The 22806-nt window shown below is 59.3% G+C and carries 29 protein-coding genes; 17 read left to right on the plus strand and 12 right to left on the minus strand.

Going from position 1 to position 22806, the window contains the following annotated elements; genetic code table 11:
• Positions 1-107: 107 nt before the first annotated feature.
• Entirely contained in the window at positions 108-935 is an 828-nt protein-coding gene (locus LJ360_RS14910; protein ID WP_091849853.1) for a hypothetical protein, read from the plus strand.
• Here the strand turns inward: LJ360_RS14910 and LJ360_RS14915 are convergent.
• The 3 genes from LJ360_RS14915 to LJ360_RS14925 all read right to left on the minus strand — a co-directional run bounded on the left by LJ360_RS14915 (position 886) and on the right by LJ360_RS14925 (position 3909).
• A complete protein-coding gene (locus LJ360_RS14915; protein WP_091849855.1) occupies positions 886-1797 on the minus strand; it encodes a diacylglycerol/lipid kinase family protein in 912 nt (303 codons plus the stop codon). The two genes, LJ360_RS14910 and LJ360_RS14915, sit on opposite strands and share 50 nt — an antisense overlap.
• 81 nt (positions 1798-1878) lie before the next feature.
• A complete protein-coding gene (gene thpD / locus LJ360_RS14920; RefSeq protein WP_091849857.1) occupies positions 1879-2790 on the minus strand; it encodes an ectoine hydroxylase in 912 nt (303 codons plus the stop codon).
• A gap of 249 nt (positions 2791-3039) precedes the next feature.
• A complete protein-coding gene (locus tag LJ360_RS14925) occupies positions 3040-3909 on the minus strand; it encodes a response regulator (protein ID WP_091849859.1) in 870 nt (289 codons plus the stop codon).
• A gap of 311 nt (positions 3910-4220) precedes the next feature.
• On the opposite strand from LJ360_RS14925, the gene LJ360_RS14930 reads away from it, so the two are divergent.
• Entirely contained in the window at positions 4221-4973 is a 753-nt protein-coding gene (locus LJ360_RS14930; RefSeq protein ID WP_091849861.1) for a Crp/Fnr family transcriptional regulator, read from the plus strand.
• A 245-nt stretch (positions 4974-5218) separates the two neighbouring features.
• Positions 5219-5884, plus strand: coding sequence for a hypothetical protein (locus tag LJ360_RS14935; protein ID WP_091849863.1), 666 nt, complete (start codon positions 5219-5221; stop codon positions 5882-5884).
• A gap of 68 nt (positions 5885-5952) precedes the next feature.
• Here the strand turns inward: LJ360_RS14935 and LJ360_RS14940 are convergent, their stop codons facing one another.
• Positions 5953-7167: a serine hydrolase domain-containing protein gene (locus LJ360_RS14940; protein WP_091849865.1), complete on the minus strand. Its 1215-nt coding sequence runs from the start codon at positions 7165-7167 to the stop codon at positions 5953-5955.
• Between the two features lie 147 nt (positions 7168-7314).
• Between LJ360_RS14940 and LJ360_RS14945 the strand changes: the two genes are divergently transcribed.
• Both LJ360_RS14945 and LJ360_RS14950 read left to right on the plus strand, forming a co-directional pair.
• Positions 7315-7590 (plus strand): hypothetical protein, encoded by a 276-nt coding sequence (locus LJ360_RS14945; RefSeq protein WP_091849867.1) that lies wholly within the window; start codon positions 7315-7317, stop codon positions 7588-7590.
• Between the two features lie 72 nt (positions 7591-7662).
• Positions 7663-8724: a PA0069 family radical SAM protein gene (locus LJ360_RS14950; RefSeq protein WP_091849869.1), complete on the plus strand. Its 1062-nt coding sequence runs from the start codon at positions 7663-7665 to the stop codon at positions 8722-8724.
• Positions 8725-8741: 17 nt separating this feature from the next.
• Here the strand turns inward: LJ360_RS14950 and LJ360_RS14955 are convergent, their stop codons facing one another.
• Entirely contained in the window at positions 8742-9524 is a 783-nt protein-coding gene (locus tag LJ360_RS14955; protein WP_091849871.1) for a TSUP family transporter, read from the minus strand.
• 116 nt (positions 9525-9640) lie between these two features.
• Between LJ360_RS14955 and LJ360_RS14960 the strand changes: the two genes are divergently transcribed.
• The 5 genes from LJ360_RS14960 to LJ360_RS14980 all read left to right on the plus strand — a co-directional run bounded on the left by LJ360_RS14960 (position 9641) and on the right by LJ360_RS14980 (position 12415).
• The gene (locus LJ360_RS14960) at positions 9641-10261 is read left to right on the plus strand and encodes a YqaA family protein (protein WP_091849873.1); all 621 of its coding nucleotides are present in this window, start codon (positions 9641-9643) and stop codon (positions 10259-10261) included.
• Between the two features lie 25 nt (positions 10262-10286).
• A complete protein-coding gene (locus tag LJ360_RS14965) occupies positions 10287-10628 on the plus strand; it encodes an ankyrin repeat domain-containing protein (RefSeq protein WP_091849875.1) in 342 nt (113 codons plus the stop codon).
• Positions 10629-10796: 168 nt separating this feature from the next.
• A complete protein-coding gene (locus tag LJ360_RS14970) occupies positions 10797-11225 on the plus strand; it encodes an organic hydroperoxide resistance protein (protein ID WP_091849878.1) in 429 nt (142 codons plus the stop codon).
• 146 nt (positions 11226-11371) lie between these two features.
• A complete protein-coding gene (locus tag LJ360_RS14975; protein WP_091849880.1) occupies positions 11372-11791 on the plus strand; it encodes a hypothetical protein in 420 nt (139 codons plus the stop codon).
• Positions 11792-11797: 6 nt separating this feature from the next.
• Positions 11798-12415: a LysE family translocator gene (locus LJ360_RS14980; protein WP_091849882.1), complete on the plus strand. Its 618-nt coding sequence runs from the start codon at positions 11798-11800 to the stop codon at positions 12413-12415.
• A gap of 2 nt (positions 12416-12417) precedes the next feature.
• Here LJ360_RS14980 and LJ360_RS14985 read toward each other — a convergent pair whose 3' ends face one another.
• Complete coding sequence (locus LJ360_RS14985) at positions 12418-12765, minus strand: DUF488 domain-containing protein (RefSeq protein WP_091849884.1); 348 nt, start codon at positions 12763-12765, stop codon at positions 12418-12420.
• Positions 12766-13009: 244 nt separating this feature from the next.
• On the opposite strand from LJ360_RS14985, the gene LJ360_RS14990 reads away from it, so the two are divergent.
• The 3 genes from LJ360_RS14990 to LJ360_RS15000 all read left to right on the plus strand — a co-directional run bounded on the left by LJ360_RS14990 (position 13010) and on the right by LJ360_RS15000 (position 15009).
• The gene (locus LJ360_RS14990) at positions 13010-13168 is read left to right on the plus strand and encodes a YqaE/Pmp3 family membrane protein (RefSeq protein ID WP_091849886.1); all 159 of its coding nucleotides are present in this window, start codon (positions 13010-13012) and stop codon (positions 13166-13168) included.
• 3 nt (positions 13169-13171) lie between these two features.
• Positions 13172-13825, plus strand: a complete 654-nt coding sequence (locus LJ360_RS14995; RefSeq protein WP_091849888.1) for a DsbA family oxidoreductase — start codon at positions 13172-13174, stop codon at positions 13823-13825.
• 188 nt (positions 13826-14013) lie between these two features.
• The gene (locus LJ360_RS15000; RefSeq protein ID WP_091849889.1) at positions 14014-15009 is read left to right on the plus strand and encodes an NAD(P)H-dependent flavin oxidoreductase; all 996 of its coding nucleotides are present in this window, start codon (positions 14014-14016) and stop codon (positions 15007-15009) included.
• A 60-nt stretch (positions 15010-15069) separates the two neighbouring features.
• On the opposite strand, the gene LJ360_RS15005 is transcribed toward LJ360_RS15000, so the two are convergent.
• On the minus strand, positions 15070-15594 hold the full coding sequence (locus LJ360_RS15005; RefSeq protein ID WP_091849891.1) for a PadR family transcriptional regulator: 525 nt from the start codon (positions 15592-15594) through the stop codon (positions 15070-15072).
• A gap of 285 nt (positions 15595-15879) precedes the next feature.
• On the opposite strand from LJ360_RS15005, the gene LJ360_RS15010 reads away from it, so the two are divergent.
• The 4 genes from LJ360_RS15010 to LJ360_RS15025 all read left to right on the plus strand — a co-directional run bounded on the left by LJ360_RS15010 (position 15880) and on the right by LJ360_RS15025 (position 18575).
• On the plus strand, positions 15880-16191 hold the full coding sequence (locus LJ360_RS15010) for a hypothetical protein (protein ID WP_264994419.1): 312 nt from the start codon (positions 15880-15882) through the stop codon (positions 16189-16191).
• Positions 16166-16609, plus strand: a complete 444-nt coding sequence (locus tag LJ360_RS15015; protein ID WP_264994420.1) for a helix-turn-helix domain-containing protein — start codon at positions 16166-16168, stop codon at positions 16607-16609. The genes LJ360_RS15010 and LJ360_RS15015 overlap by 26 nt, the downstream gene beginning before the upstream one ends.
• Positions 16610-16684: 75 nt before the next feature.
• Positions 16685-17389, plus strand: coding sequence for a deoxyribonuclease V (gene nfi, locus LJ360_RS15020; protein ID WP_091849894.1), 705 nt, complete (start codon positions 16685-16687; stop codon positions 17387-17389).
• A gap of 259 nt (positions 17390-17648) precedes the next feature.
• The gene (locus tag LJ360_RS15025) at positions 17649-18575 is read left to right on the plus strand and encodes an alpha/beta hydrolase family protein (protein WP_091849896.1); all 927 of its coding nucleotides are present in this window, start codon (positions 17649-17651) and stop codon (positions 18573-18575) included.
• A 94-nt stretch (positions 18576-18669) separates the two neighbouring features.
• On the opposite strand, the gene yeiP is transcribed toward LJ360_RS15025, so the two are convergent.
• The 5 genes from yeiP to rplU form a co-directional block, all read right to left on the minus strand.
• Positions 18670-19236 (minus strand): elongation factor P-like protein YeiP, encoded by a 567-nt coding sequence (yeiP, locus tag LJ360_RS15030; RefSeq protein ID WP_091849898.1) that lies wholly within the window; start codon positions 19234-19236, stop codon positions 18670-18672.
• 254 nt (positions 19237-19490) lie between these two features.
• On the minus strand, positions 19491-20615 hold the full coding sequence (gene proB / locus LJ360_RS15035; protein WP_091849900.1) for a glutamate 5-kinase: 1125 nt from the start codon (positions 20613-20615) through the stop codon (positions 19491-19493).
• Between the two features lie 29 nt (positions 20616-20644).
• Positions 20645-21838 carry an Obg family GTPase CgtA gene (gene cgtA / locus LJ360_RS15040; RefSeq protein WP_091849902.1) on the minus strand — a complete coding sequence of 398 codons (1194 nt, stop codon included), beginning with the start codon at positions 21836-21838 and terminating at the stop codon, positions 20645-20647.
• A gap of 150 nt (positions 21839-21988) precedes the next feature.
• Positions 21989-22249, minus strand: a complete 261-nt coding sequence (gene rpmA, locus LJ360_RS15045) for a 50S ribosomal protein L27 (RefSeq protein ID WP_091849904.1) — start codon at positions 22247-22249, stop codon at positions 21989-21991.
• Between the two features lie 36 nt (positions 22250-22285).
• Entirely contained in the window at positions 22286-22597 is a 312-nt protein-coding gene (gene rplU / locus LJ360_RS15050) for a 50S ribosomal protein L21 (RefSeq protein ID WP_091849906.1), read from the minus strand.
• Positions 22598-22806 lie beyond the last annotated feature (209 nt).

The following is a 22806-nucleotide window of genomic DNA, read 5'->3' on the forward strand; positions in this document are numbered from 1 at the left end:
CCTGCCGACACAAAGCGTTACGCCCTGTTACGGCGCCTCCACTGAAGATTAACTACACTTCACTATACTCAGCGGAAGCCAGTCTCGACCTACGGAGGACGACGGCTATGCCTCTCGGCGCCGACCCCATCGCCTGCAATGACCTCAAGGCACTGTTCGATCTGTGCAACGAGCGCTATTTCAACCAGGCATTGCGCCCCGGAGACCGCTTTACCGTCCGCTATGGCAATACCGGCCAGGCCCTGGCGAGGCTGCGCACCTGCGACCAGACCCACCACCCCCGCGCCATCGACCTGAGCCCACGCCTGAAAGAGCACCCGCTGGCGCTGCGCAGCGCCCTGGTTCGGGAAATGATTCCCATGCTGGGCAGGCAGTGCTACCGGGAAACCGGAGACATCCGTTTCCTCGACCAGGAACCGTTGCGGGGCCACCTGTTTATCGAAACCGGTATTGGCGCCTTCTTCCTCGCCCAGATGGAACATTTGAACCTGGCGTTCCCCGAACTCGGTCTCACCGTAAAACCCCGGTATGGCAGTGGCAGCCTGTTTGATCAGCGCCGTATTCCCACTGCCCGGCTTCTGGTAGTACCAGTCGACACCCTGGCGAACACTGGCATCATCTACCGGCTTCACGACAGCGCCACCACTGACTGGAAACAGCTCCGTGAAACCGCCTGGTTACACCACGGCTCGCATAAGGTTCAGTTACTGAAAGTCGCCGGGGCGCTGGCGGAAACCTTTCCGGTACTGCGCAAGGACAACCAGCCCCGGGCCAACCAGCGCCCCCGACCGGAAGACGGGTTCGACCTGCTGGTACAGGAGCTCCGTGACCATCGCCTGACTGCAGAGCTGCAGGCCACCGATATCGAACGGGAGCCGGAGTCCCTCAGCGAGCATTTTGCGCGTTGGCGTCCGGAGACCTACTCGAACTACTGACCTCCCCGACGACCACCCTGAGCTTTCCCGGCTGGCAGGTTGCGTTGAACGGCGTGGACCCAGCCACATCTCCATCCACGGTTACTGTCTTGGGGCGGCGGGCACTGATGCGGCACCAGGGGCTCTGCACCTCAACCACGGTATCGTTATCCCTTGGTGGCCGGCCCAGCAAGCGGGTCAGCACAAAGGCCATGGCAAGGCTGGGTATCGACGCCGTCCTGACACCAACTACAGCCAGTTCCCCTGTGGTGATACCGGCATTGGGTACCTCACTGCCGCCACCGAAATACGTGCCATTGGCAATGGCTATGGTCAGCCAGCGCCCCGATAGCGTGCCCTGGTCGGTGTAGACAGTGGCACGGAAACCACGCCTGGAAAAAACCCGGCGAACAAGGGACAGTCCATAACTAAGTTGCCCGAACCGTTGCTTGGTCTCATCGTCGGAATTGGCGTCCCTTGCCGGCATGGTCCCCAGGCCGACGTGGGCCACGTTAAGGAAGATACCACCGTCATATTCCGCCACATCCACCGCAAGACTGCGGTTAGCGGCCACCGCCTGGCAAATGGCTTCGGGCCTGTTCTCAATGCCGAGGTTACGAAAGAAATCATTGGCGGTGCCGGAGGGCAACACCGCCAGGGTTGCGCCAGTATCCCGGCAGATCCGGGCCGCTGCGTTAACGGAGCCGTCGCCACCGGCGGCAAGTACGCGGTCTCCCGGTGCCAGCAAGTCAACCCAGCCCTGGCCGTCAAGGTCACACAACCTCAAGTCGGTCAGCCCAACCTCAGCGAGGTGTGCCTGCCAGAAGTCAGCATTGCGTTCGCCATCGCCGGCTTTCGGGTTTGCCAGCAGCCAGTCCGTCATGATGCGCCTCCGGGGCGGGTGGACCATTTCAGGGTGAACCCTCAGGTTAACCCATCCCCTGCCCCGGGAGGTGACAATCCGTTAAGACCGACGGTCGATCAGCGGGCGGGTATTCTCCCGTTCCGCCAGGTACCAGGGGCGTGGGCGGGTACCAGCAAAGGGCTGGGCCAGGCGGTTCTCGACACTGTTATAGACAAAGAACAGGTTGGCCCTCGGCCAGGGCGACATATTGCGATTGGACGCGTGCAGCGTGTTGCACTCGAACAGCAGCAGGGAGCCGGCAGGTCCGGTGGGGGCCTGGATGCCATCGCTGCCAGCAAGTTTCTCGATGTCAGCCCGGGATGGCAAGCCGACCTGCTGGTGTTTCAGCGAGCTTGCCCAGTTCTCGTCGGGGGTTCGCCCGACACAAGGCACAAACTGCTGGTGTGATCCCGGAATCAGCATGACTGGACCGTTAAAGGCATTGTTCTCGGTCAGCATTATTGAGGCACTTACCGCCCTCATCGCAGGCATACCATCTTCGCTGTGCCAGGTTTCAAAATCCGAGTGCCAATCGAACCCGTTGCCGCAGAACCCGGCCTTGCTGTTGATCCGTGACTGGTGGATATAGACTTCCGAGCCAAGTAGCTGGCGGACCATGTCGAGCAACCTCGGATCGCGGGTCATGCGATCAAAGGCATCAGACAGCTCATGCATGGCGAAGATTGAGCGAATCTCCTGTCGCTCCTTGTCCATGACCACCTGCTCCAGGTCCGTGATATCGTTCCGTGTGGCCATATGCCGGAGTTCTTCCAGGAAGGGCGAAACCGCCAGCTCCGGAAAGAAACCCTCCATCCAGAGGAAGCCGTCTCTCTCGAAACGGTCCAGTTGTTCCCGGTCCAGCGGACCGCGTTCGCGGGCGACACCGGTACTATGTATTACCGGCTCCTGACGGGGAAACAGATCGGGTACGAAATCATCCCGGGTCGGGTAAAAGTCGGTTCTCTGTAACATGGTTACACTCTCCACATGCCCTGATGAATGTCAGATGATCTCCAGGTGACGGGAGACCATCAGGGATGTGGGGCAACGTAACACCGGCTGTTTGTGGCAGACATAACACAGGTTATGACACGCCATTTTCATCGCCGTTGAGGGGGCCGAATGAATAAAGCTTAATTGGCAGGCATCTTTTCAGACTGACTCGGATACTGTCCCGCCAGGCCAATTGCTGAACCTGCGGGACTTCCAGGCAGCCGAAGACTAGGCAGAGACGGAAGTCAGGGTACGGCCAGCAATATGGTCCGGTGTTTCAGCCACGCGCTGATGGATATAAACATCAACCAGCTTTTCCATTACAAAGCGGCGTACGGGTTTATGATAGCAGGCCTGCATGCCGGCACGGAGACAACGTTCGCGGAATTCCGGTGTGTCGTTGGTGGAAATTCCGATAATCGGCACCTCGGGGGGTAACAGTTCGCGCAGGCGAATCTCATGGGCGGTTTCGGGGCCGTCCAGCCGCGGCATCTGGCCATCCATAAGGACCAGGTCCCAGGTCCCCTCCCTTACGGTTTCCAGTGCTTCCATGCCATCCGCCGCACTGACCGGCTCGATATCCAGGCGCAACAACTGTTTACGCAGAATCATCCTGTTGATGGGGTCGTCGTCCACCACGAGAACCCTGGGAATATTGGTGCTCGGACACCCGTCGCGTTGATGGCTCTCAACGGGAGATCCCGGGCGGAGATCACCGGATGCCGATAGCGTCGTGTCAGCCGCCGGTGAAAATGCTGAGGCCCTGCGCTCACGGTGGCGCCGGACTCGTTCATTGCCGAACTGGAGCATTTTGACCCACAGAATGAGCGCAGCTTCGAGCACCAGGATCCCCCCGATCAGCACGAAGGGCCCATAAACAGGAAGCGCAGGCTCCTGCCAGCTGTCACCGGGGCTTGTCAGACTGTTCCAGACCAGTGCTGGTACCACAGCAGAGGCCACAATTACCGAGTAGCTGAATAAGCGGAAACTTCGCGCTTCCTGCCACCGGGGCATGCCCCTCAACACCCGTTTCAGATTGAGCGGAGCAACAACCCCTTTGACTGACTCAAACCCGGTTTTTCTGCGTGCAATTCCCATTGCTTTCCTCCAAGACGGTCATGGGGTATCCGGGGATACCTTTTGTGACCCAAAAAACAGGAGGTGCTATCTGAACCGGAGACTGACAGTGGCGCGGCCACTCTTCTGGCAAGACAACCTGTCCAAACCATGAATTTTGGTCCACTTAAACTAACACCCTGCCATGAGCGACGACATAACATAGGTTATGACAGGTGCCTGACCGGTAGTCCTTTGTTGAATTATGGACCGTTTGTAATAGAGAGTGAAACGCTAAGCCTACAGAATTATGGAAAAGGCAGGTTTAAATTAGCCCGAAACAAGGAGCCCCCATGTCCAGCAGCTGTATCATTCGCCACTTTGAACACTATGCCGAACTCGACCAGAGGGACCGGGAGTTGTTGGACTCGCTGGAGAAATCACCCCGGGAGTTCACCCGGGGTACGGTAATCTGGCAACAGGGTACGGAGTCGGAGCATTTCTACACGGTCAGCAGTGGCTGGGCCTGCAGCTTCAGGACAATGGAAGATGGATCCAGGCAGGTGCTGGACCTGTATGTTCCGGGTGACATCGTTGGCCTGCGGGAATTTGCGTTCCGCCGCAGGGTATCGAACCTGCTTACCGCCACGAATGCCACCCTGTGCCCTTTCCCAAAGCACCGCCTGACGGACGTCTTTGCCACCTCCCGCCTCCTGTGCAACCTGTTTTTCCTGATCGCAGCACGGGACCAGGCCATCCTCGTTGAGCGCCTGATAAACCTGGGACGCCGATCAGCCCGGGAGAAGGTCGCTCACTTCCTTCTGGAGATGGCACACCGCCTCGACAAGGCCTGTGTCGATGTGGACGATTGCAACCACTTGCCGCTCACCCAGGTCGTGCTGGCCGATGCGCTGGGACTGAGCACTGTCCACGTAAACCGCACCCTGAACGAGCTAAAGCAGGAAGGGCTTACCACACTTGGTCCTGACGGCATCACTCTCCTGGACCGGAATGGTCTGCAAGACGTCGCCGGTTTCGACCCGGAATACCTGGAAGAGGACGTGACGAGCCTGCTCAAAAATATCGGTGCCCGACCCCCGGCCTGACGTCCTAAACGCCCAATAAAAACATCACCTACACGAGTAAGCCAGAAAATGCGACTGAGGTGATCATATACTGTACAAACTGTTACCCGCTCATTACTTTTTGGAACAGACACCGGGACGCTCCGGGTCTAATGTCATAGTAATGGCTGGTTACTGACCACGCCGGCTACACAAAACCCAGGTATTACCCAGAAACAACAACAAAATCCCGGACAGCGATTGATCCGGAATGGGAGTCGTCAATCATGTCAGCACCTGTCGATCACCTTCAGGAACGCCTTCTCGATGCCAGTGAGTCACTCACTGACATCATGCCCTCCGCTATCACCCTTGCGATGATGCTTCGCCACCGATCCATGGCCGCCTGGCTGCGCCGTGAATTCGAGGGATATGCGCCTGAAACCGAACTGCCCGCCTATCGTCATGATGTCAGCGGACATATTGTAGCCCGCTCTCCGCAGTACGGGTGGATTCCCGCTCCAGTAGACAAGCAGCAGCTGGAGCAATTTGGCCACCTGGACCTTCACGAGGGCGTGGCAGAGCTCGAAAAAATCTGCATGAACTGCAAGAAGGGCAATGGGCACCGTATTTCCCTGCCCCCGGAGCACCTGCGGGAACTGCAGCAGAAGATCAACCTGACCGCCGAACTGGCGATCAATGTCAGCCGGAGCGCTTACTGCGACGTCATCCGAACCATCCGCGGCACCCTCTACCTCTGGACCAGTGCGGTGCTGGAATCCGGTCTGGCCGGTGACCATAACTCCTTCAGCCAGGAAGAAAAGCAACAGGTCGCTGGCCTGGACGAGCCGACCCGGTTCTGGCGGGAAGCGGCTGAATCACTGCATCAGCTGCCGGTACCTGACGTACGAGAAGCCGGTTTCCTGGAGCGCATGTTTGGTCGCGCCGGCTGAAACAGCCGACACAACAGCCTACCCACATTCGCTTCCCTTCAGGGAAGCCGGAATGTGGCGACCTGAAATCAGACCAGGGCCCCATTGATCATCGCCCGTAACTCTTCTCGTATCGGGTAGGAAGACGACGGAATCAACTGGGTCATGAAAACCATTACCAGCTCTTCCACCGGATCTATGAAGAAGTTAGTGCTGGCCAGCCCCCCCCAACCATACTCCCCCACCGAACCGTTGGTCCGGGACTTGGCCACATCGGTCTTTACCGAGAAGCCCAACCCGAATCCGTTACCTTCATAGGGGGTCTCACTGAATGCCCCGATGGACAGTCCGGGCAAGTCCTGGTTGCCAGGCAGGTGATTCAGGCGCATGAACTCCAGGGTCTTGCGACCAATGATACGGTGGCCATCCAGCTCACCCCCCTGGCAAAGCGCCTGGGCAAACCGGAAATAGTCATCCACGGTGGATACCAGGCCTGCCCCACCAGCCAGGAAATTCGGACGCTCCCGATAACGGGAGGTTTCCGGGTCATCCTGCAGAGCCATCTGGTCACCCGGCTGGTAGAGATAGCAGGCCGCAAAGCGGTCCATCTGATCTTCCCGGACCTGGAAACCTGTATCCCTCATACCCAGCGGTTCAAAAATGTGCTCACGGAAATAGTCATCCAGTGACTGCCCGGATAACAATTGCACGAGGTAACCCAGCACATCGGTGGCCACCGAATAGTTCCAGGCGGTGCCGGGATCGAACTCCAGGGGCATCTCGGCGAGCTGTTCAATCAGCTTGTCCAGGGTCAGGTCCCGGCTGCCATCCAGTTTCAGCTCCCGGTAGGCGGCATCCACGTTACTCCTGCAGAGAAAGCCGTAGGTGAGCCCTGACATATGGGTGAACAGGTCCCGGATCCGCATGGTGGTCGTTGCCGGGCGAGTAATGAAATTCGGATAGATGCCGTTGTCGTAGACCCGCAGATGCTTCCAGGACGGAATGTACTTGTGCACCGGGTCATCCAGCAGGAATCGGCCCTGTTCGTACAACTGCATCATGGCAACGGAGGTGACCGGCTTGGTCATGGAGTAGATGCGGAACACCGTATCCCGCCGGGCCGGTTTGTTCCGTTCGATATCCATAAGACCCTGCGCCTTCACCCAGGCAATCTCGCCACGGCGAGCTACCAGGGTTACCGCACCGGGGAACTTGCCGGTACGGATATAGCGCTCATCCAGGTGACGACTGATATTTTCAAGACGGTCCAGCGACAGACCAGCTACAACGTTGGCTCCTGACATGGGGGTAATCCTGTTGATTATGGCCGGGGCCGGGTTCCGGGCCCGATCCGATCGGGCACCTTGAACCTGGCTGCCGCGGCTTCATTGTTTTTGGTAGTAGACTTCAGATCAGTCAGCTTATGCGATAGATGCCCGGGGGAGAAGCCCATGCGACTTGTTTTCACACTGGTTCTGACGGTGGTGGCGATTGCCGTTGTCGCCTACGCCCATTGGCAACTGGCACGCCAGGTAACCGCCAGCCCCCGGCGATGGCTGGGGCATGGCCTGTTGGCGTTGGTTGCCGTTGCCTTTGGATGGGCCGTTACCGGCGTCTACATGGGCGCGGAAGAAGGCGGCGGGGCGGCGGCCTTTCTGACAGCCATCGGCGTGGCGCACCTGCCTCCGGCGATTGTGCTGTTTCTGAAACAGCAACAGGCCCGCTGACCATGCTTGTCATGGCCCGCGCCCGTGATATGATAGCCAATACTGTACATTTAACCAGTATCGGTGACTCCATTGAAGACTCGCGGCACGGCCCTGAACCCTCACAACCGGTTCCAGCCTATTGCAACTGATCGCCAGGTCGACGACGGCTGGTACCAGGCCCCCGAAGACACCCTGTGCCCGGATTCGGTTGCCACCGAAGTCACGGACGAGAGGGTACGTACTATCATCAGCCGAAATCGGTCACCGGATGTGCCTTTCGACCAGTCCATCAACCCCTACCGGGGGTGCGAGCATGCGTGCATCTACTGCTTTGCACGTCCGACCCACGCCTACTGGGACCTTTCACCGGGCCTGGACTTTGAAACCCGCCTTATCGCCAAGCCAAACGCTGCTGATCAGTTGCGGCGAGAGCTGGACAGGCCGGGCTATCGACCAGCCACCATTGCCCTGGGGGTGAACACGGACGCCTATCAGCCGGTCGAGCGCGAGCGCGGTATCACCCGACAACTACTGGAAGTCCTGCTTGAATACCGTCACCCGGTATCCATCATCACCAAGGGTGGCCTTATCCTCCGGGACCTTGACCTGTTGTCAGAGCTTGCAAGCCAGCGGCTTTGCTCTGTCCGTGTCAGCCTGACCACCCTCGACAACAACCTGAAACGCACCATGGAACCCCGTACCGCCGCCCCGGCAACCCGACTGAAAGTCTTGCGGGAGCTGTCGGCCGCCGGCGTCCCTACCGGCATAATAATGGGGCCGGTCATCCCGTTCGTGAACGACCATGAGCTGGAGCGGATTCTGGAAGCGGCCGCCACGGCAGGGGCCATACGGGCAAGCTGGATCCTTCTGAGGCTGCCTCTGGAACTGGACGAACTCTTCCAGGACTGGCTGCAAAGGCACTTCCCGCAACGGGCGGATCATGTCATGGCGAGGATGCGGGACCTGCGTGGCGGCAAGAGCTACCAGAGTGAATTCGGCAAGCGAATGACCGGTTCAGGCCCCTATGCCGACCTCATACGCCAGCGTTTCAACCGGCAAGCGAGGGCTGTCGGGCTGAATCGTGAACCCGAGCCAGCCCTGCGGACCGACCTGTTCAGGCGCCCCGGTAGCGAGCAGTTGGGCTTACTCTGAGCCGGGGCACGTGCCCGCTACAGGAAGGCCTGAACCAGGCCCGCGGCACTGACCGTCAACAAGACGGCGCCCAGTACCCGGAAAAATACCGGAGTCTCTGCCTGCAACATCCTCCGATGGACTTTCAGTCCGATCACATGGCCAACGGCCGCGCAGGGCAATAACCACAGGTGGTGCAGTAGCTGCAGGTCGACATCAGCCCAGATAAAGGCCGCCAGCTTGATGAAGACCAGGATAAACCAGAGTGCAAACAGGGTATCCCTGAGTTTTTCCTTCGCGACCTGCTGGGCAGCCACGGCAATGATCAGGGGCGCGCCGATCAGCGATGTGCCACTGATATAGCCACCCACCATCAGAAAGATGATATCCACCACGCGGCTATTGCTGCGAAACGGTCGGTTGAACAGGTAAGACAGGGCATATATGGCAACGATGACAAAGATAATGGCACTCAGCACCCGTGACGGCAGGGTGATCAGTCCGAACACGCCAACCAGCTTCGGCACCATCATCACTGCCAGCAGATACCACAGGTAGCGCCAGTCCACTGTACTCTCCCGGCGTTCACCAGCCCTGCGTTCTGCACTGGTCCGGCGGTTGTTGAGCCAGATCGTCAGGGACGAGAACACGAGCAGATGCACGGCGATAATGGGCAGGAACACCAGAGGCTGGTCATGGACCAGCAGCAGGAATGGCAGGGACAGCACCGCACCACCAAATCCCAGCCCCGAACGGACGAACCCGCTCCAGACAAAGATCAGCGCAATAAGGACATATTGGTAGGCGGCCAGTGACGACATCCGATACAGCTCCCGGGTTATACTCGGCGAAAACGGGTGGAAATCATACAGGGATTCTCGAGCGCTGACAGGCTCCGGTTCCACCCGGCCAATCCACCAGACAGGGACGCCGACCCATGGGCAGCGAGCAATACAGGAAACGGACGACCATCTCACGCCTGCATAAACTTGGCCGCCAACTGGTCTATTCCAGGCACGCGCTCTGGGGGCTTGGGCTGGCGTCCTTCCTGGAGTCCATCATCGTACCGATTCCGCTTGAAGCAATACTGATCCCGCTTATGCAGGCGCGCCGCCACCAGCTTTTCCTGCTGGCAGGGATTGCCTTGCTGGGTTGCCTGCTGGGTGCCGCCACAGGGTATGCTGTGGGTTACTTCGTTTTCGACGCCATCGGAGCGCAACTGGTGGAATGGGCATCGTCACCGGAACAGTTCGAACGGGTGCGCCAGAGCATGGAAACCGGTGGTTTCTGGTTTGTACTCAGTGTTGGCGTTATTCCGATACCGTTCCAGATCGCCATGCTTGCCGCAGGCGCCACCGGTTTTTCGTTTACGCTGTTCATGGTCGCATCGGCCATTTCCCGGGCGATCCGCTATTTCGGATTGGCCCTTCTGGTACTGGTGGCCGGGAACAAGGCACAGGCCATTTTCGAACGGCACAAGGTAAAAACCGCCGTCATCATCACGCTCTTGGTGGCAGGTGCCTGGGGCCTGTCACTTATCCGTGACGGAGCGTCATGAACGCCAGCAACTTTCGGGAGTAATAATGAGCAGAGCAAAACCACCAGAGCCACAAAAGCCTGACAGTGAACAGGATAAGGACGCCATTGCCTTCGCCCAGGGAATCTTTGAGCTGGCCAGAAACGGAGGTACCGGGGTGCTGGCCACCCTGCTCAACGCCGGCGTACCGGTTGACGTTCGCACCAGCGAGGGCGAAAGCCTGCTGATTCTGGCGGTGCGCAATGGCCATATCGACACCGCCCGCCTGTTGCTGGAGAGTGGCGCGAACCCGGACCTCACCGATGTAAATGGCAACACGGCGCTGGATCTCGCCCTCGCCACGGGCGCCTCCGAGATGATCAAACTGCTGACGGAAAAGGAGCAGTAGCCAGCCCCTTCTGTGCACCTGACCAGATTCCATCTGGGGCTCCTATGGGACTATTACATTGCACACAATCTTATTGCGTGCAATTTTTCCAGAAGGTATAGTGCAGCTATCCGGCAAGCCGTCAGGCAGCGCCGGACCACTAATCCCTGACACGAAAAAGGATCTGCCATGTCTCTGGAAAAAGTGCTCTACACCGCTTCGGCTGAAGCGACCGGTGGTCGTGATGGCCGCGCCGTTTCTTCCGACGGAGCCCTGGATGTCGCGCTGACCACACCCCGCGAACTCGGTGGTGCCGGGGGCGAGGGTACCAACCCGGAACAGTTGTTCGCAGCCGGTTACTCGGCGTGCTTTATTGGTGCAATGAAAGTCGTCGCCGGCAAGGCGAAGCTGCCCATGCCCCAGGATGCTTCCGTAGAAGGGCTGGTAGGTATCGGGCCGTCCAATGGCGGTTTCGGTATTCAGGTGGAACTGCGAATTTCACTGCCGGGAATGGATAACGACCAGGCCAACCAGTTAATAGAACAGGCTCACCAGGTGTGCCCGTATTCCAATGCCACCCGTGGCAACATCGACGTCACACTGACCCGGGTCGACTAAGGTACCAGCAAGAACTGTACTCTTCAGGGCCACTGCCAGCCGGCGTGGCCCTTTTTTATTGATACGCCTTTCCCGGTTCATCGCTTCCCGACGATGCACGGGCTATCCCAAATCAGTAAACTATCGGTTTATTTCGTGGAGTTCCCATGCCCTGGATCAAGGCTTTTATCAGCGGTTTTCTCGCAACACTGGTATTTCACCAGGGTCTCTTTGCCCTGTTCTGGATGGCAGGTATGACGCCGGCCCCGCCCTTCAACCTGTCACCGGTGCCCCCGTTTGGTGTGCCTGCAGTTATCTCCCTTGGGTTTTTCGGGGGGCTCTGGGGGTTGCTTCTGTGGGCACTGTTGGCACGACTGGCCAGCCCCGCGTTCTGGGGCCTGATGGTCCTTCTGGGGGCCATCGGACCAACGGCCGTCGCCATGCTGGTGGTCTTTCCTCTGAAGGAAATCGATGTTACCGCCCAGACCTGGGTTGGCGGCCTGGTCCTCAATGGTTTCTGGGGACTCGGCGTGGCTGTGTTCCAGACCTTGCTGGGCGCTCGCCGAATGGCTGCAGGCACGAGGTAAGACATCATGTCACTGACCACCTGGCTCGCAGTCGTCACCATATGCACCCTTGGCGCCATGTCCCCCGGGCCTTCCCTGGCGCTTGTTCTGAAGCAGACACTGGCCGGTGGGCGCGGTAATGGTTTGATCGTGGCCGTCAGCCACGGCATCGGTATCGGCCTCTATGCCTTTCTGAGCATTATCGGACTGGCCGCCGTGATCACCACATCCCCCACCCTGTTTGCCACTCTGCAATGGGCCGGCGCAGCCTACCTGGCCTGGCTCGGCTTCAAGGGCCTTACAGCGAAGAGAGGCGACGCTGGAGAGTTGCCGGAAGTACCCACAACTGCAAGCGCCGCCCAGGACGGCTTCATGCTGGCGTTCCTGAACCCCAAGGTTGCGGTATTCTTTATTGCGCTGTTCAGCCAGGTAGTAGGACCGGACACCCCCTTGCTGGCCAAGCTTGCCTATGCAGCCACCGCCATGGTGATCGACATCGGCTGGTATATGATCGTGGCCTGGCTGTTCTCCAGCCCCCGGTTGCTGGCCAGCCTCAAACGAAACGTGGTCTGGCTGGAGCGTTTCTTCGGCGTGCTGCTTATCGCACTGGCCGGTCGGCTGGTCGCCGGCATGCTGAAGGCCTGACGTCACTCCAGCATGCTGAGGTACTGTTTCAGTACCACCGCGTTGTTGTGCTCGTCGTCCTTTGCGCTGTATAGCAGTGTGACGCTCTCGCGGCTCGCCCGTTCTGCCAGCGGGCGCAAGGTATCCCGGTGGTCTTTCAGTTCAGTCAGATAGCTTCGACGGAACTCATCCCAGGACACGTCCCCCGAGTGGAAGGCCTTGCGCAGCTTCGATGACGGCGCAATCTCCCTGAGCCATTCGTCAGCGGCAAGCGATTCCTTCGAAATCCCCCTGGGCCAGATCCGGTCGACCAGCACCCGATAGTCACCGCTACCGGACTCGTCGTAGACCCGCTCAAGTCTGATTGCCATAACTTTCCTCCCCTGGTTTGCGATCCATTCAGGCGGCCCCTGCAGGGCACAGTTTCTGCGTGCTTCACCGTTCATCATAGTCGATCACAGGACCTGCCATCGTCACGGGCGTTTCCGAATTTTAATTACCTCCCGGGGTTTTATTGCTAACCTTCACTACAAGATAGGTAACTTCAGGGATGGTTTTCCGGGAGTCAGGGACATGACTCCGGTCAATCCGAACACCGCAACAAGGAGCTGCCACATGGACCTGATTCGAATCCTGATCGCCATTCTGCTGCCGCCCCTGGGCGTTTTCCTCCAGGTAGGCATCGGCAAGCATTTCTGGATAAACATCCTGCTGACCCTGCTCGGCTATATTCCCGGCATCGTGCATGCGGTGTGGGTCATCGCGAAGAAATAACCCATGAACCACCTGACCATTGACATCGTCTCCGACATCGCCTGCCCCTGGTGCGCCATCGGGTACGCCCGCCTGGCGCAGGCCATGGAGTTGCTGGCGGATGAAATGACTTTCGACGTTCGCTGGCACGCGTTCGAGCTGAACCCGGACCCCACCGGTGATGGCCAGCCGATCCTTGAAGCCCTTGCCCGGAAGTACGGCCGCACCCCTGCTGAAATGGAGGCCGCCCAGGCTGATATGATGGGGATTGCCAAGGGCCTGGGGCTGAATTTCAGCCGTATGCAGGAACGCTATACCCGCAATACCTTCGACGGGCACAGGTTAGTGAAATGGGCCGCCGAGTATGGCAAGCAGACAGACATGAAGCTGGCCCTGTTTGATGCCTATTTCGGGCACGCAGACAACATCGCGGATCCTGCCGTGCTGCGGTCACGGGCGGAGAGCATCGGCCTGGATGGCAGCGAAGCCACCGAAGTGCTCACCTCAGACCGTTATGGCGAAGCCGTCCGCGAAGACGAGGCTTATTGGCAGCAGGCCGGGGTCAGTGCTGTGCCGGCATTCGTCCTGAATCGACGCTATATGGTGCCCGGCGCCCAGGAGCCCGACACGCTGGTGCAATACCTCCGCAAGGCCGCCTCCGCACAGGGGGACTCCTGATAATCCACTAAGCGACATGTATGAAACCAGTTGCACATGCCAGGACCCACTGGTAATTTTGTGCAACTGGTTGCACCAAGACGCGCGACACATCGTAACGGGCGTCTTCGGCCACCTGTTTCCCTTGTTCACGCTGCCGCCGGGCCCGGACCAACCGCCACCGGTGGCTCAGTCAGTCAGGAGCTGTCATGTCGTTACCCGATATTCTCAAGGGCCTGTCGCTACCGGCCGTTGCCTCCCCCCTGTTTATTATTTCCAACCCCGACCTGGTTATTGCTCAATGCAAGGCCGGTATCGTGGGGTCTTTCCCCTCGCTCAATGCACGCCCGGCCCATGTGCTGGAAGAGTGGCTTGACCGGATCACCACCGAGCTGGCGGACTACAATGCCCGGAACCCCGACAAGCCAGCGGCTCCCTTTGCCGTCAACCAGATTGTTCACCGTTCCAACGACCGGCTCGAACACGACCTGGACCTCTGCGCCAAGTACAAGGTACCCATCATCATCACTTCCCTGGGTGCCCGTGAGGACCTGAACCAGAAGGTCCACGCATGGGGCGGCATTACGCTCCACGACGTCATCAACGACCGATTTGCCCGCAAGGCTATCGAGAAGGGTGCCGACGGGCTGATCGCAGTAGCTGCCGGTGCGGGTGGCCATGCCGGTACCCAGTCACCCTTTGCCCTGATCCAGGAAATCCGCGAATGGTTTGACGGTCCGCTGCTGCTCTCCGGTTCCATTGCCAACGGCAACGCCGTGCTGGCAGCCCAGGCAGCCGGTGCCGACCTGGCCTATATTGGCTCCGCCTTCATTGCCACTGAGGAGGCCAATGCAGACCAGGCCTACAAGCAGATGATCGTGGACAGCACGGCAGAAGACATCGTCTACTCCAACCTGTTTACTGGTGTACACGGCAACTATCTGAAAAAGAGTATCGAGAACGCAGGCCTCGACCCCGCGGCGCTGCCGGAATCCGATCCGTCCAAGATGAATTTTGGCTCCGGCGGCGAGTCCAAGAGCAAGGCGTGGCGTGATATCTGGGGTGCCGGCCAGGGCGTTGGCGCCGTCAAGACTGTCGGCAACGTAGACGCTCTGGTAACCCGCCTGATCACCGAGTACCAGCAAGCACGGCAGCGGCTCGCCCTGCAGGAAACTAACCGCCAACCTGTAACAGAACCTGCCTGACAGCCCACTCCGGGGGCCGCCCAGGCCCCCAATTGACCCTCGGGTCAGGGTTACATCAGGTCAAAGTGCTTCCAGGGTTTCCCGGGCCCAACCAAGCCAGTCCTCTTCGGCGGATATGCCCTTGCGCAGAACCTGGTGCTGCAGACGCTGCCCACGGGTCGGGTTGTCCGTGGAAAAGTCCCTGGCCTCAATCGCCCGGTATGTCGCCAGCCGATCCTCGTGCCAGCGGATCAGCCGCTCCAGTTCCCGCCGAACGCCGATCGGTCCCAGCACGGCTTCAGCCCTGAGCTTGACCATCAACGCCTCGTTGCTCTCGCCAGAGCTGCCCGGTTCAGCGACCCATCGCTGCAATTCATCCCGGCCAGCCGCCAGAACGTGGTAGACCTTACGCTTACGAGTGCCGTCGTCGCCTTTTTCTTCAACCTCTACCCAGCCAGAAGCTGCCATACGTCGAAGTTCCCGGTAAATCTGCTGATGGGTAGCCTGCCAGAAATGACCGATAGAGCGATCAAAACGGCGGGCAAGCTGGTATCCGGTTGACGGTTTCTCAAGAAGCGAGGTGAGCAGGGCATGTTGAATGGACATGGCGGGATTCTATCCGCAATGCACTCCCGCGCCAATGGCCCCGGGTTGGTCGCGGTCATTATTGTCATGACGGGTGTCCCATCTCGGCAATTCGACCAGAAAAGATGACACCACACTCCTGATGCGGCCACGAATCGCGTCTCACCGCCTTTGCGCCCGGGAATCACTGTGATCCAGTTACAACTGAGTGCCAAATCGTGAAAGCCGATTCCCGAAAGGTGGACTAAAGTCCAGCTACGGCGGTCAGGTGGCAATCGACAAAGCGTCCGTCAGGGCAGGAAGACAATGACTAACAAGAATAATCCGTCCACTCAGTGCCACAAAGCACCCCGGATGCTCCTCCGCGCCCGGGAAGTCATCTTTCTTGGTACCTGTCGCAGTCGCCAGGAGGTCTACCGCACCACACAGGAACTTCTGCCGCCGCTGTCCCAGGCCTACCCGGCGCTGGCCAGTCTCATGGCTCCCGTCGGCGACGGCATATACTGCCACCATCCGCATGAGGCCAAGGTGATCGCCACCATGACGGACGTCCGTAACAAGGGGGGGGATTACTGCAGGTACCGCAAGTGCCATGATCCGGGCCAGCCTCATACCTGAGCATTTGCAAAACCTGACCTTCCGGGAATTCGACCCGAGAGTCCTCGCAGTGGCACGTCGTATCCGGACCTCGCTCCATGATGCCCCTGCCCTGTCCGACCTGGCCCGGGAGGTCCGGCTGTCGGAATCGCGGCTGGAGAAACTCTTCAAGGAACAGGCCGGGTTACCGATCACCCAGTACCGGGTCCGTTACCGGGTCTTTATCAGCACTATCATCATGGCCCTGGGATACTCGGTCACCGAGGCTGCCCTGCTGGGAGGGTTCGCGAACTCCGCGCACCTGTCCAGGTGTTATCGCCAGGTAAACGGCCTGACGCCATCTTCCACGTTCCTTCACCCACCCTGCCTGGATGCGTTACTGGATGACTCGGCCATCGAACTGGTCGCTCCACTGCTGGAAGGGCACGCGGTCAGCTGAGATCGAGAGTCCTCCCCTGCAGGCTAAAACGCAGCCTGCTATTGTTGTGTCACTGTTCAGAGAGAAGGAGCACCAGTGACAAACCCCACGGAAAACTGGAGCAAACTCAGTCCACGCCAGGCCATCGAACTGCAGACGCAGATGGCCAGCCAGGTGATCCAGCAGGACGACCTGCCGGAGGTAAGGACGGTAGCGGGAGTGGATGTCGGTTTCGAGAACCGGGACACAGCCCGGGCTGCCATCGTGGTGCTCCGCCTGGAGGACCTGGAGCCGCTGGACTATGCCATCGCCCGCCTGCCCGTGGCCATGCCCTATATCCCCGGACTTCTGTCGTTCCGTGAGTGCCCGGTCATCCTCGAGGCCCTGGACAAACTCAGGATGCAGCCAGACCTGTTACTCTGCGATGGTCAGGGCATTGCCCATCCGCGCCGGCTCGGAGTGGCATCCCATACGGGAATCCTCACCGGACTGCCAACCATCGGGGTAGGAAAAAGCCGACTGACCGGACAGCATGGCCCGGTACCCGACAAAAAGGGCGCCTGGGTGCCATTGACAGACAAGGATGAGGTCATCGGCGCTGTGCTACGAACCCGGGTCGGAGTGAAACCCCTTTACATTTCGCCAGGCCACCGGGTCAGCCTGCCAACGGCTATTCACTACGTTATGGCCTGCGTGACCCGGTATCGGCTACCGGAAACCACCCGCTGGGCCGATGGTGTTGCCTCGGCGCGGGGTCAGCGCTGGCTGGAGCGACTCCGGGACCTGACCGGGCCTGCATGAGCCATGCCTGCGACCCGGGTCGCAGGCAACCCGGAACCTGATTACAGTTTCTACACTCGCGCCCGAAATACGATACCCGACCCGCCTCTCTGAGCAATATTGCGAATCTCGGACAAACCCCAGCCACCAAACCGTGACCCACTTCCGTTGAGGTGCCAATTTGTGAAAGCCCGCTTGCCCCCCTCGAACTACTGTGGCCGGGGGAGCAAGCAGTACCCGATAACAATTCACAAAAAAGCACTGCAACAGGAAAAACACTATGTCAGATCATTATGCCAGCAACCCATTGCGGTCAGTGGTGGCCGCAGCTTCACTGCTTTTCTCCGCTTCTGTATTCGCCGCCGGCGGCGGTGGTTCTGATGGCGGGGATGACGGCTGCACCAGTAACTGTGGTTATGAACGGGGCCCGGCCCCCACCGAGTCCTTCCTCGAAGCCTCCAGTGGGCCATATAGCGTCCGCACTGACAGAGTCTCCAGCCTGGTGGGTGGTTTTGGTGGCGGCACCATTCATTACCCCACCGGTACCAGCGGTACGATGGGGGCAGTTGTGGTCATCCCCGGGTTTGTCTCCGCGGAATCTTCCATAGAGTGGTGGGGACCGAAACTGGCCTCCCATGGCTTCGTGGTCATGACCATCGATACCAACAGTGGCTTTGACCAGCCCCCCAGCCGTGCAACCCAGATCAACAATGCCCTGGACTACCTGATCGAGCAGAATGGCAGTAGTTCCAGTCCTGTTTCCGGCATGATCGACACCAACCGCCTTGGTGTCATCGGCTGGTCCATGGGCGGTGGCGGCACTCTTCGCGTCGCCTCAGAGGGCCGCATCCAGGCAGCCATACCACTGGCGCCCTGGGATACGTCCAGCTTCCGGTTCCGGAATATCGAAACGCCCACGCTGATCATTGCCTGTGAGTCCGACATTATCGCTCCGGTTCGCAGCCATGCTGACCCGTTCTATGAAGCGATCCCATCGTCCACCGACAAGGCCTTTGTGGAGCTTAACAATGGCAGCCACTACTGCGGCAACGGGGGCAACAGCTACAATGACGTCCTGAGCCGGTTCGGAGTGTCCTGGATGAAGCTGCACCTGGACAACGACCAGCGCTACAACCAGTTCCTGTGCGGCCCGGACCACGAGCGCGACTGGGATATCTCGGAATACCGGGGTACCTGCCCATACTGAGGCTACCCACTATCACAACCTGATCAAGCAGCCGGATGTCCTTCCGGCCTAGCGGGCCATGGCGAGCCATGGCCCTTTTCATTCCCTTCCGCTCTCAGGCCCGGCCCAGGAACTTGCGCTCCTCCACGTTGATGCGGATGCGGTCGCCGGTAGATATATGTTCCGGCACCTGGACGACCAGGCCAGTGGTCAACCTCGCCGGCTTGGTGCGGGCCGTAGCGGAGCCCCCCTTGATTGACGGGTCCGTTTCCTCGATGGGCAAGTCCACCGTTGGCGGCAGGTCCAGCGCCACCGGCGCATCGTTGAGCAGGATCACCATGACACCCTGGGTATCCTCTGTGATGAACAACAATTCGTCGGCAATGGCCTCCCGATTGAGGCTGTACTGGGTATAGTCCTCCGAGTCCATAAATACGAACTCATCGCCGTCGGAATAGGAAAAGGTGGCAGGCCGGCGCACCAGGTCTGCCTGGTTGAGCATGTCCGAATCCTTGAAGGTCTCGTCCAGCTTGGCCCCGGTAACCACGTCGTACATGCGCATGCGATACAGACTGCCCCCTGCCCGCCCCTGGGGCACAGAACGCTCAATGTCCTTTACGAAGTAAACACTTCCCTCGTACTCGATGGCCTGGTTCTTTTTGATCTCACTGGCTTTCGGCATCTGTTCCTCTCATTACCAGGTGGTTTCAGGTCGTCTATATACCACGACCGGCGACAAACCCACAGTCCCGGACCGGGGAACATACTGTCGCCGTGCTAACCAGGACTTTGCGCAATACATGTCGAAATGTTTTCTGCTGCTACCGGATGCGCCGGATACCTTCTGGTGGCTGCATCAAAAAAGCCACAGGGCTCTCGCTCTGTGGCTTTTCTGTTACTGACCAGCAGGAACCGCCCAGGCGTTCCTCGCGATACTTACACGATGACCAGGTTGTCCCGGTGAATCATTTCCTCGTCAGACACATAGCCGAGCACATCGACGATTCGATCGCTGGCACGCCCGGCAATGGCACGGGCTTCATCGGCGTCGTAGTTAATCAATCCACGTGCCACTTCCCGTCCTTCCTGATCTACACAGGACACCATCTCTCCCCGACGAAACTGCCCGGATACACCTTTTACGCCAACGGGTAACAGGCTTCGTCCGCCCTTGCAGAGCACCTGTACCGCGCCATCATCGATCATAATCCTGCCACGGGTCTGCAGGTGGCTGGCGAGCCACTGCTTGCGGGCAGCAATGCGGCCCTGCTCGGGCAACAGGAGCGTACCCACTTCCTTACCTTCCCTCAGTCGGCTGATAACATTTTCAAGCCGACCACCCACGATGACCGTAAAAGCTCCAGAGCGGGCCGCCAGACGGGCCGCTCGCAGCTTGGTTTGCATGCCACCGCGACCCAGGGCCCCGGCACCTCCACCAGCCATGATATCCAGCTCGGGATCGCCGGCACGGCGCTCTGCCACCAGCTGGGCATCCGGGTTCTTGCGAGGGTCCTTGTCAAAAAGGCCGTCCTGGTCGGTAAGAATGATCAGCCCATCTGCCTCGATAAGGTTGGCCACCAGGGCCCCCAGGGTGTCGTTGTCACCAAAACGGATTTCATCGGTAACGACCGTGTCATTCTCGTTGACGATGGGAATCACACCGAAATCCAGCAGGGTTCGGAGCGTACTGCGGGCGTTGAGGTAACGTTTCCGATCAGACAGGTCGTCGTGGGTAAGCAGAATCTGGGCCGCGTGGATATCATGGCGACGGAACTGGGCCTCCCAGGTTTGCACCAGGCCCATTTGACCAACCGCAGCGGCGGCCTGTAGCTCGTGGAGGTGTTCCGGGCGCTGACTCCAGCCCAGCCTGGTCATGCCCTCCGCCACGGAACCGGAGGACACCACGACCACTTCCACACCGTGGCGGACAAGCTCGGCAATCTGGTCTACCCAACCGGCAAGCGCAGGCACATCGAGGCCGCGACCATCGTTGGTGAGCAGCGCACTGCCAATCTTGATCACCAGGCGCCGGGCGCGGCGCACCTGCACTCGTTCTGTCATGATTATGATGGGGCTCCTGGTCCTGCTTGCTATTCCGGGGCGTAAACAACTTCTACGTCGTAATCATCGTCGTCGAAGTCGTCATCATCGTCGTTTTCGCGGGCTGCTCGCCTTGCGGCCTTCTCCTGCTGGATGCCTTCCCGGGCCTCATCATCCATCTGTCGACGGCGTTCAGCCTCTTCATCGGCGAGCTCGGGATTGTCCGCCTCTTCCCGCGCACGCTCTTCGATCCACCGCATCACAGCCTGGGTCAGTTCACGGGTACCTTCGCCACTGATGGCCGAGATACAGAACACCGGGCCTTCCCAGCCCAGTTCATCCACGATGGCCTGGCAATGGGCGTCCCTTTCATCTTCCGCCACCATGTCAACCTTGTTGAGCACCAGCCAGCGGTCCCGGGATGCCAGGGTTTCGCTGAACTTTTCCAGTTCATGCTCGATGGCCCGAACCGCATCGGCCGGGGAGGAACCGTCATAGGGCGCCACATCCACAAGGTGCAGCAACAAGCGGGTACGCACCAGGTGCTTCAGGAAGCGGATACCCAGGCCGGCACCTTCGGCGGCACCCTCAATGAGCCCCGGAATATCGGCGATCACAAAACTCTGGTGGGCCTGCACCTTCACCACACCCAGGTTCGGTACCAGCGTGGTGAAAGGATAATCGGCCACCTTTGGCGTGGCGGCGGAGACCGAGCGGATAAAGGTGGACTTGCCTGCATTGGGCATACCAAGCAAGCCAACATCCGCCAGCACTTTCAGTTCAAGGCGAAGGTTACGGGCCTCACCTTCAGAGCCCTTGGTGGTCTGTCGTGGGGCACGGTTAACCGATGACTTGAAGCGGGTGTTGCCCAGCCCGTGAAAGCCGCCCTGGGCCACTTTCAGGCGCTGGCCGACATGGGTCAGGTCACCCAGGACTTCATGGGTGTCCATGTCCACCACCGTAGTGCCAACCGGCACGGGCAGGACCAGGTCATCACCCTTGATACCTGTGCAGTTGCGCCCTGCTCCGGGCTGGCCGTTCTGCGCCTTGTGCTTGCGCTGAAAACGATAATCAATCAGCGTATTGAGAGAGTCGTCCGCTTCCAGGTAGACGGAACCGCCGTCACCGCCGTCACCACCATCCGGGCCGCCCTTGGGCACGTACTTCTCGCGCCGGAAACTCAGGCAGCCGTGGCCGCCCTTGCCGGCCTCCACGATAATGGTGGCTTCATCTACAAATTTCATGGTTCAACCCTTTGCGCCTCGCGCATAAACGAAAAAACCCCGCAGGCCCGGGTTCACTCTCTGGCTCGGCCAGACAGTAAACCGTAAAGCTTTGCGGGGTTTTTGCCAGCCCTGAAATCAGATGATATCAGAGCCGGGCATCACCGCGACTTACGCCGCGGGAACGATGCTGACGAACTTGCGGTTCTGGGGACCCTTGGTCTCGAATTTCACCTGGCCGTCCGCTGTTGCGAACAGGGTGTGATCCTTGCCCAGACCTACATTGGTACCAGCGTGGAAACGAGTACCGCGCTGACGAACAATGATGCTGCCTGCAGATACAGTCTCACCGCCGAAGCGCTTGACGCCAAGTCGTTTCGACTCGGAATCGCGACCGTTACGGGTACTACCTGCTGCCTTTTTATGAGCCATTACCAGCCTCCTCTTTCAGGGGGTGTGTCAAAGGCCTCAGCCCTTGATACCCGTGATCTTGACTTCAGTGAACCACTGACGGTGGCCCTGACGCTTCATATGGTGCTTGCGACGACGGAACTTGATGATCTGAACCTTGTCGTGACGACCGTGGTTAACCACCTCGGCAGTTACCTTGGCACCATCAACGACCGGCGCACCCACTTTGATGTCGTCGCCGTTACCAATCAGCAGAACGCGATCGAACTCAACGGTACCACCGGTTTCCACTTCCAGCTTTTCCAGCTTGAGTGTTTCGCCTTCCTTCACACGGTGCTGCTTGCCACCGCTAACAATAACTGCGTACATAGGTACTCTTCTCCGCGATTGACCCATCCCTGCTCTTATCCACCTGGTTCTAAGGGAAGCGCTTTGGCAACCCTATAGCAGGGAGCGCAGGTTGGGATGAGTTGGGGCGCGTGATTGTACGAAAACCGCTGCCTGAACACAAGTCAAGTTGACACTGCTGGCGGCAATACCTAGCATTGCCGCGACCTGCCTGTTTTTCCAGACAAATC

Origin of the sequence: Marinobacter sp. AN1, from assembly GCF_026013985.1 — a bacterium.
GTDB classification, from domain to species: domain Bacteria; phylum Pseudomonadota; class Gammaproteobacteria; order Pseudomonadales; family Oleiphilaceae; genus Marinobacter; species Marinobacter segnicrescens.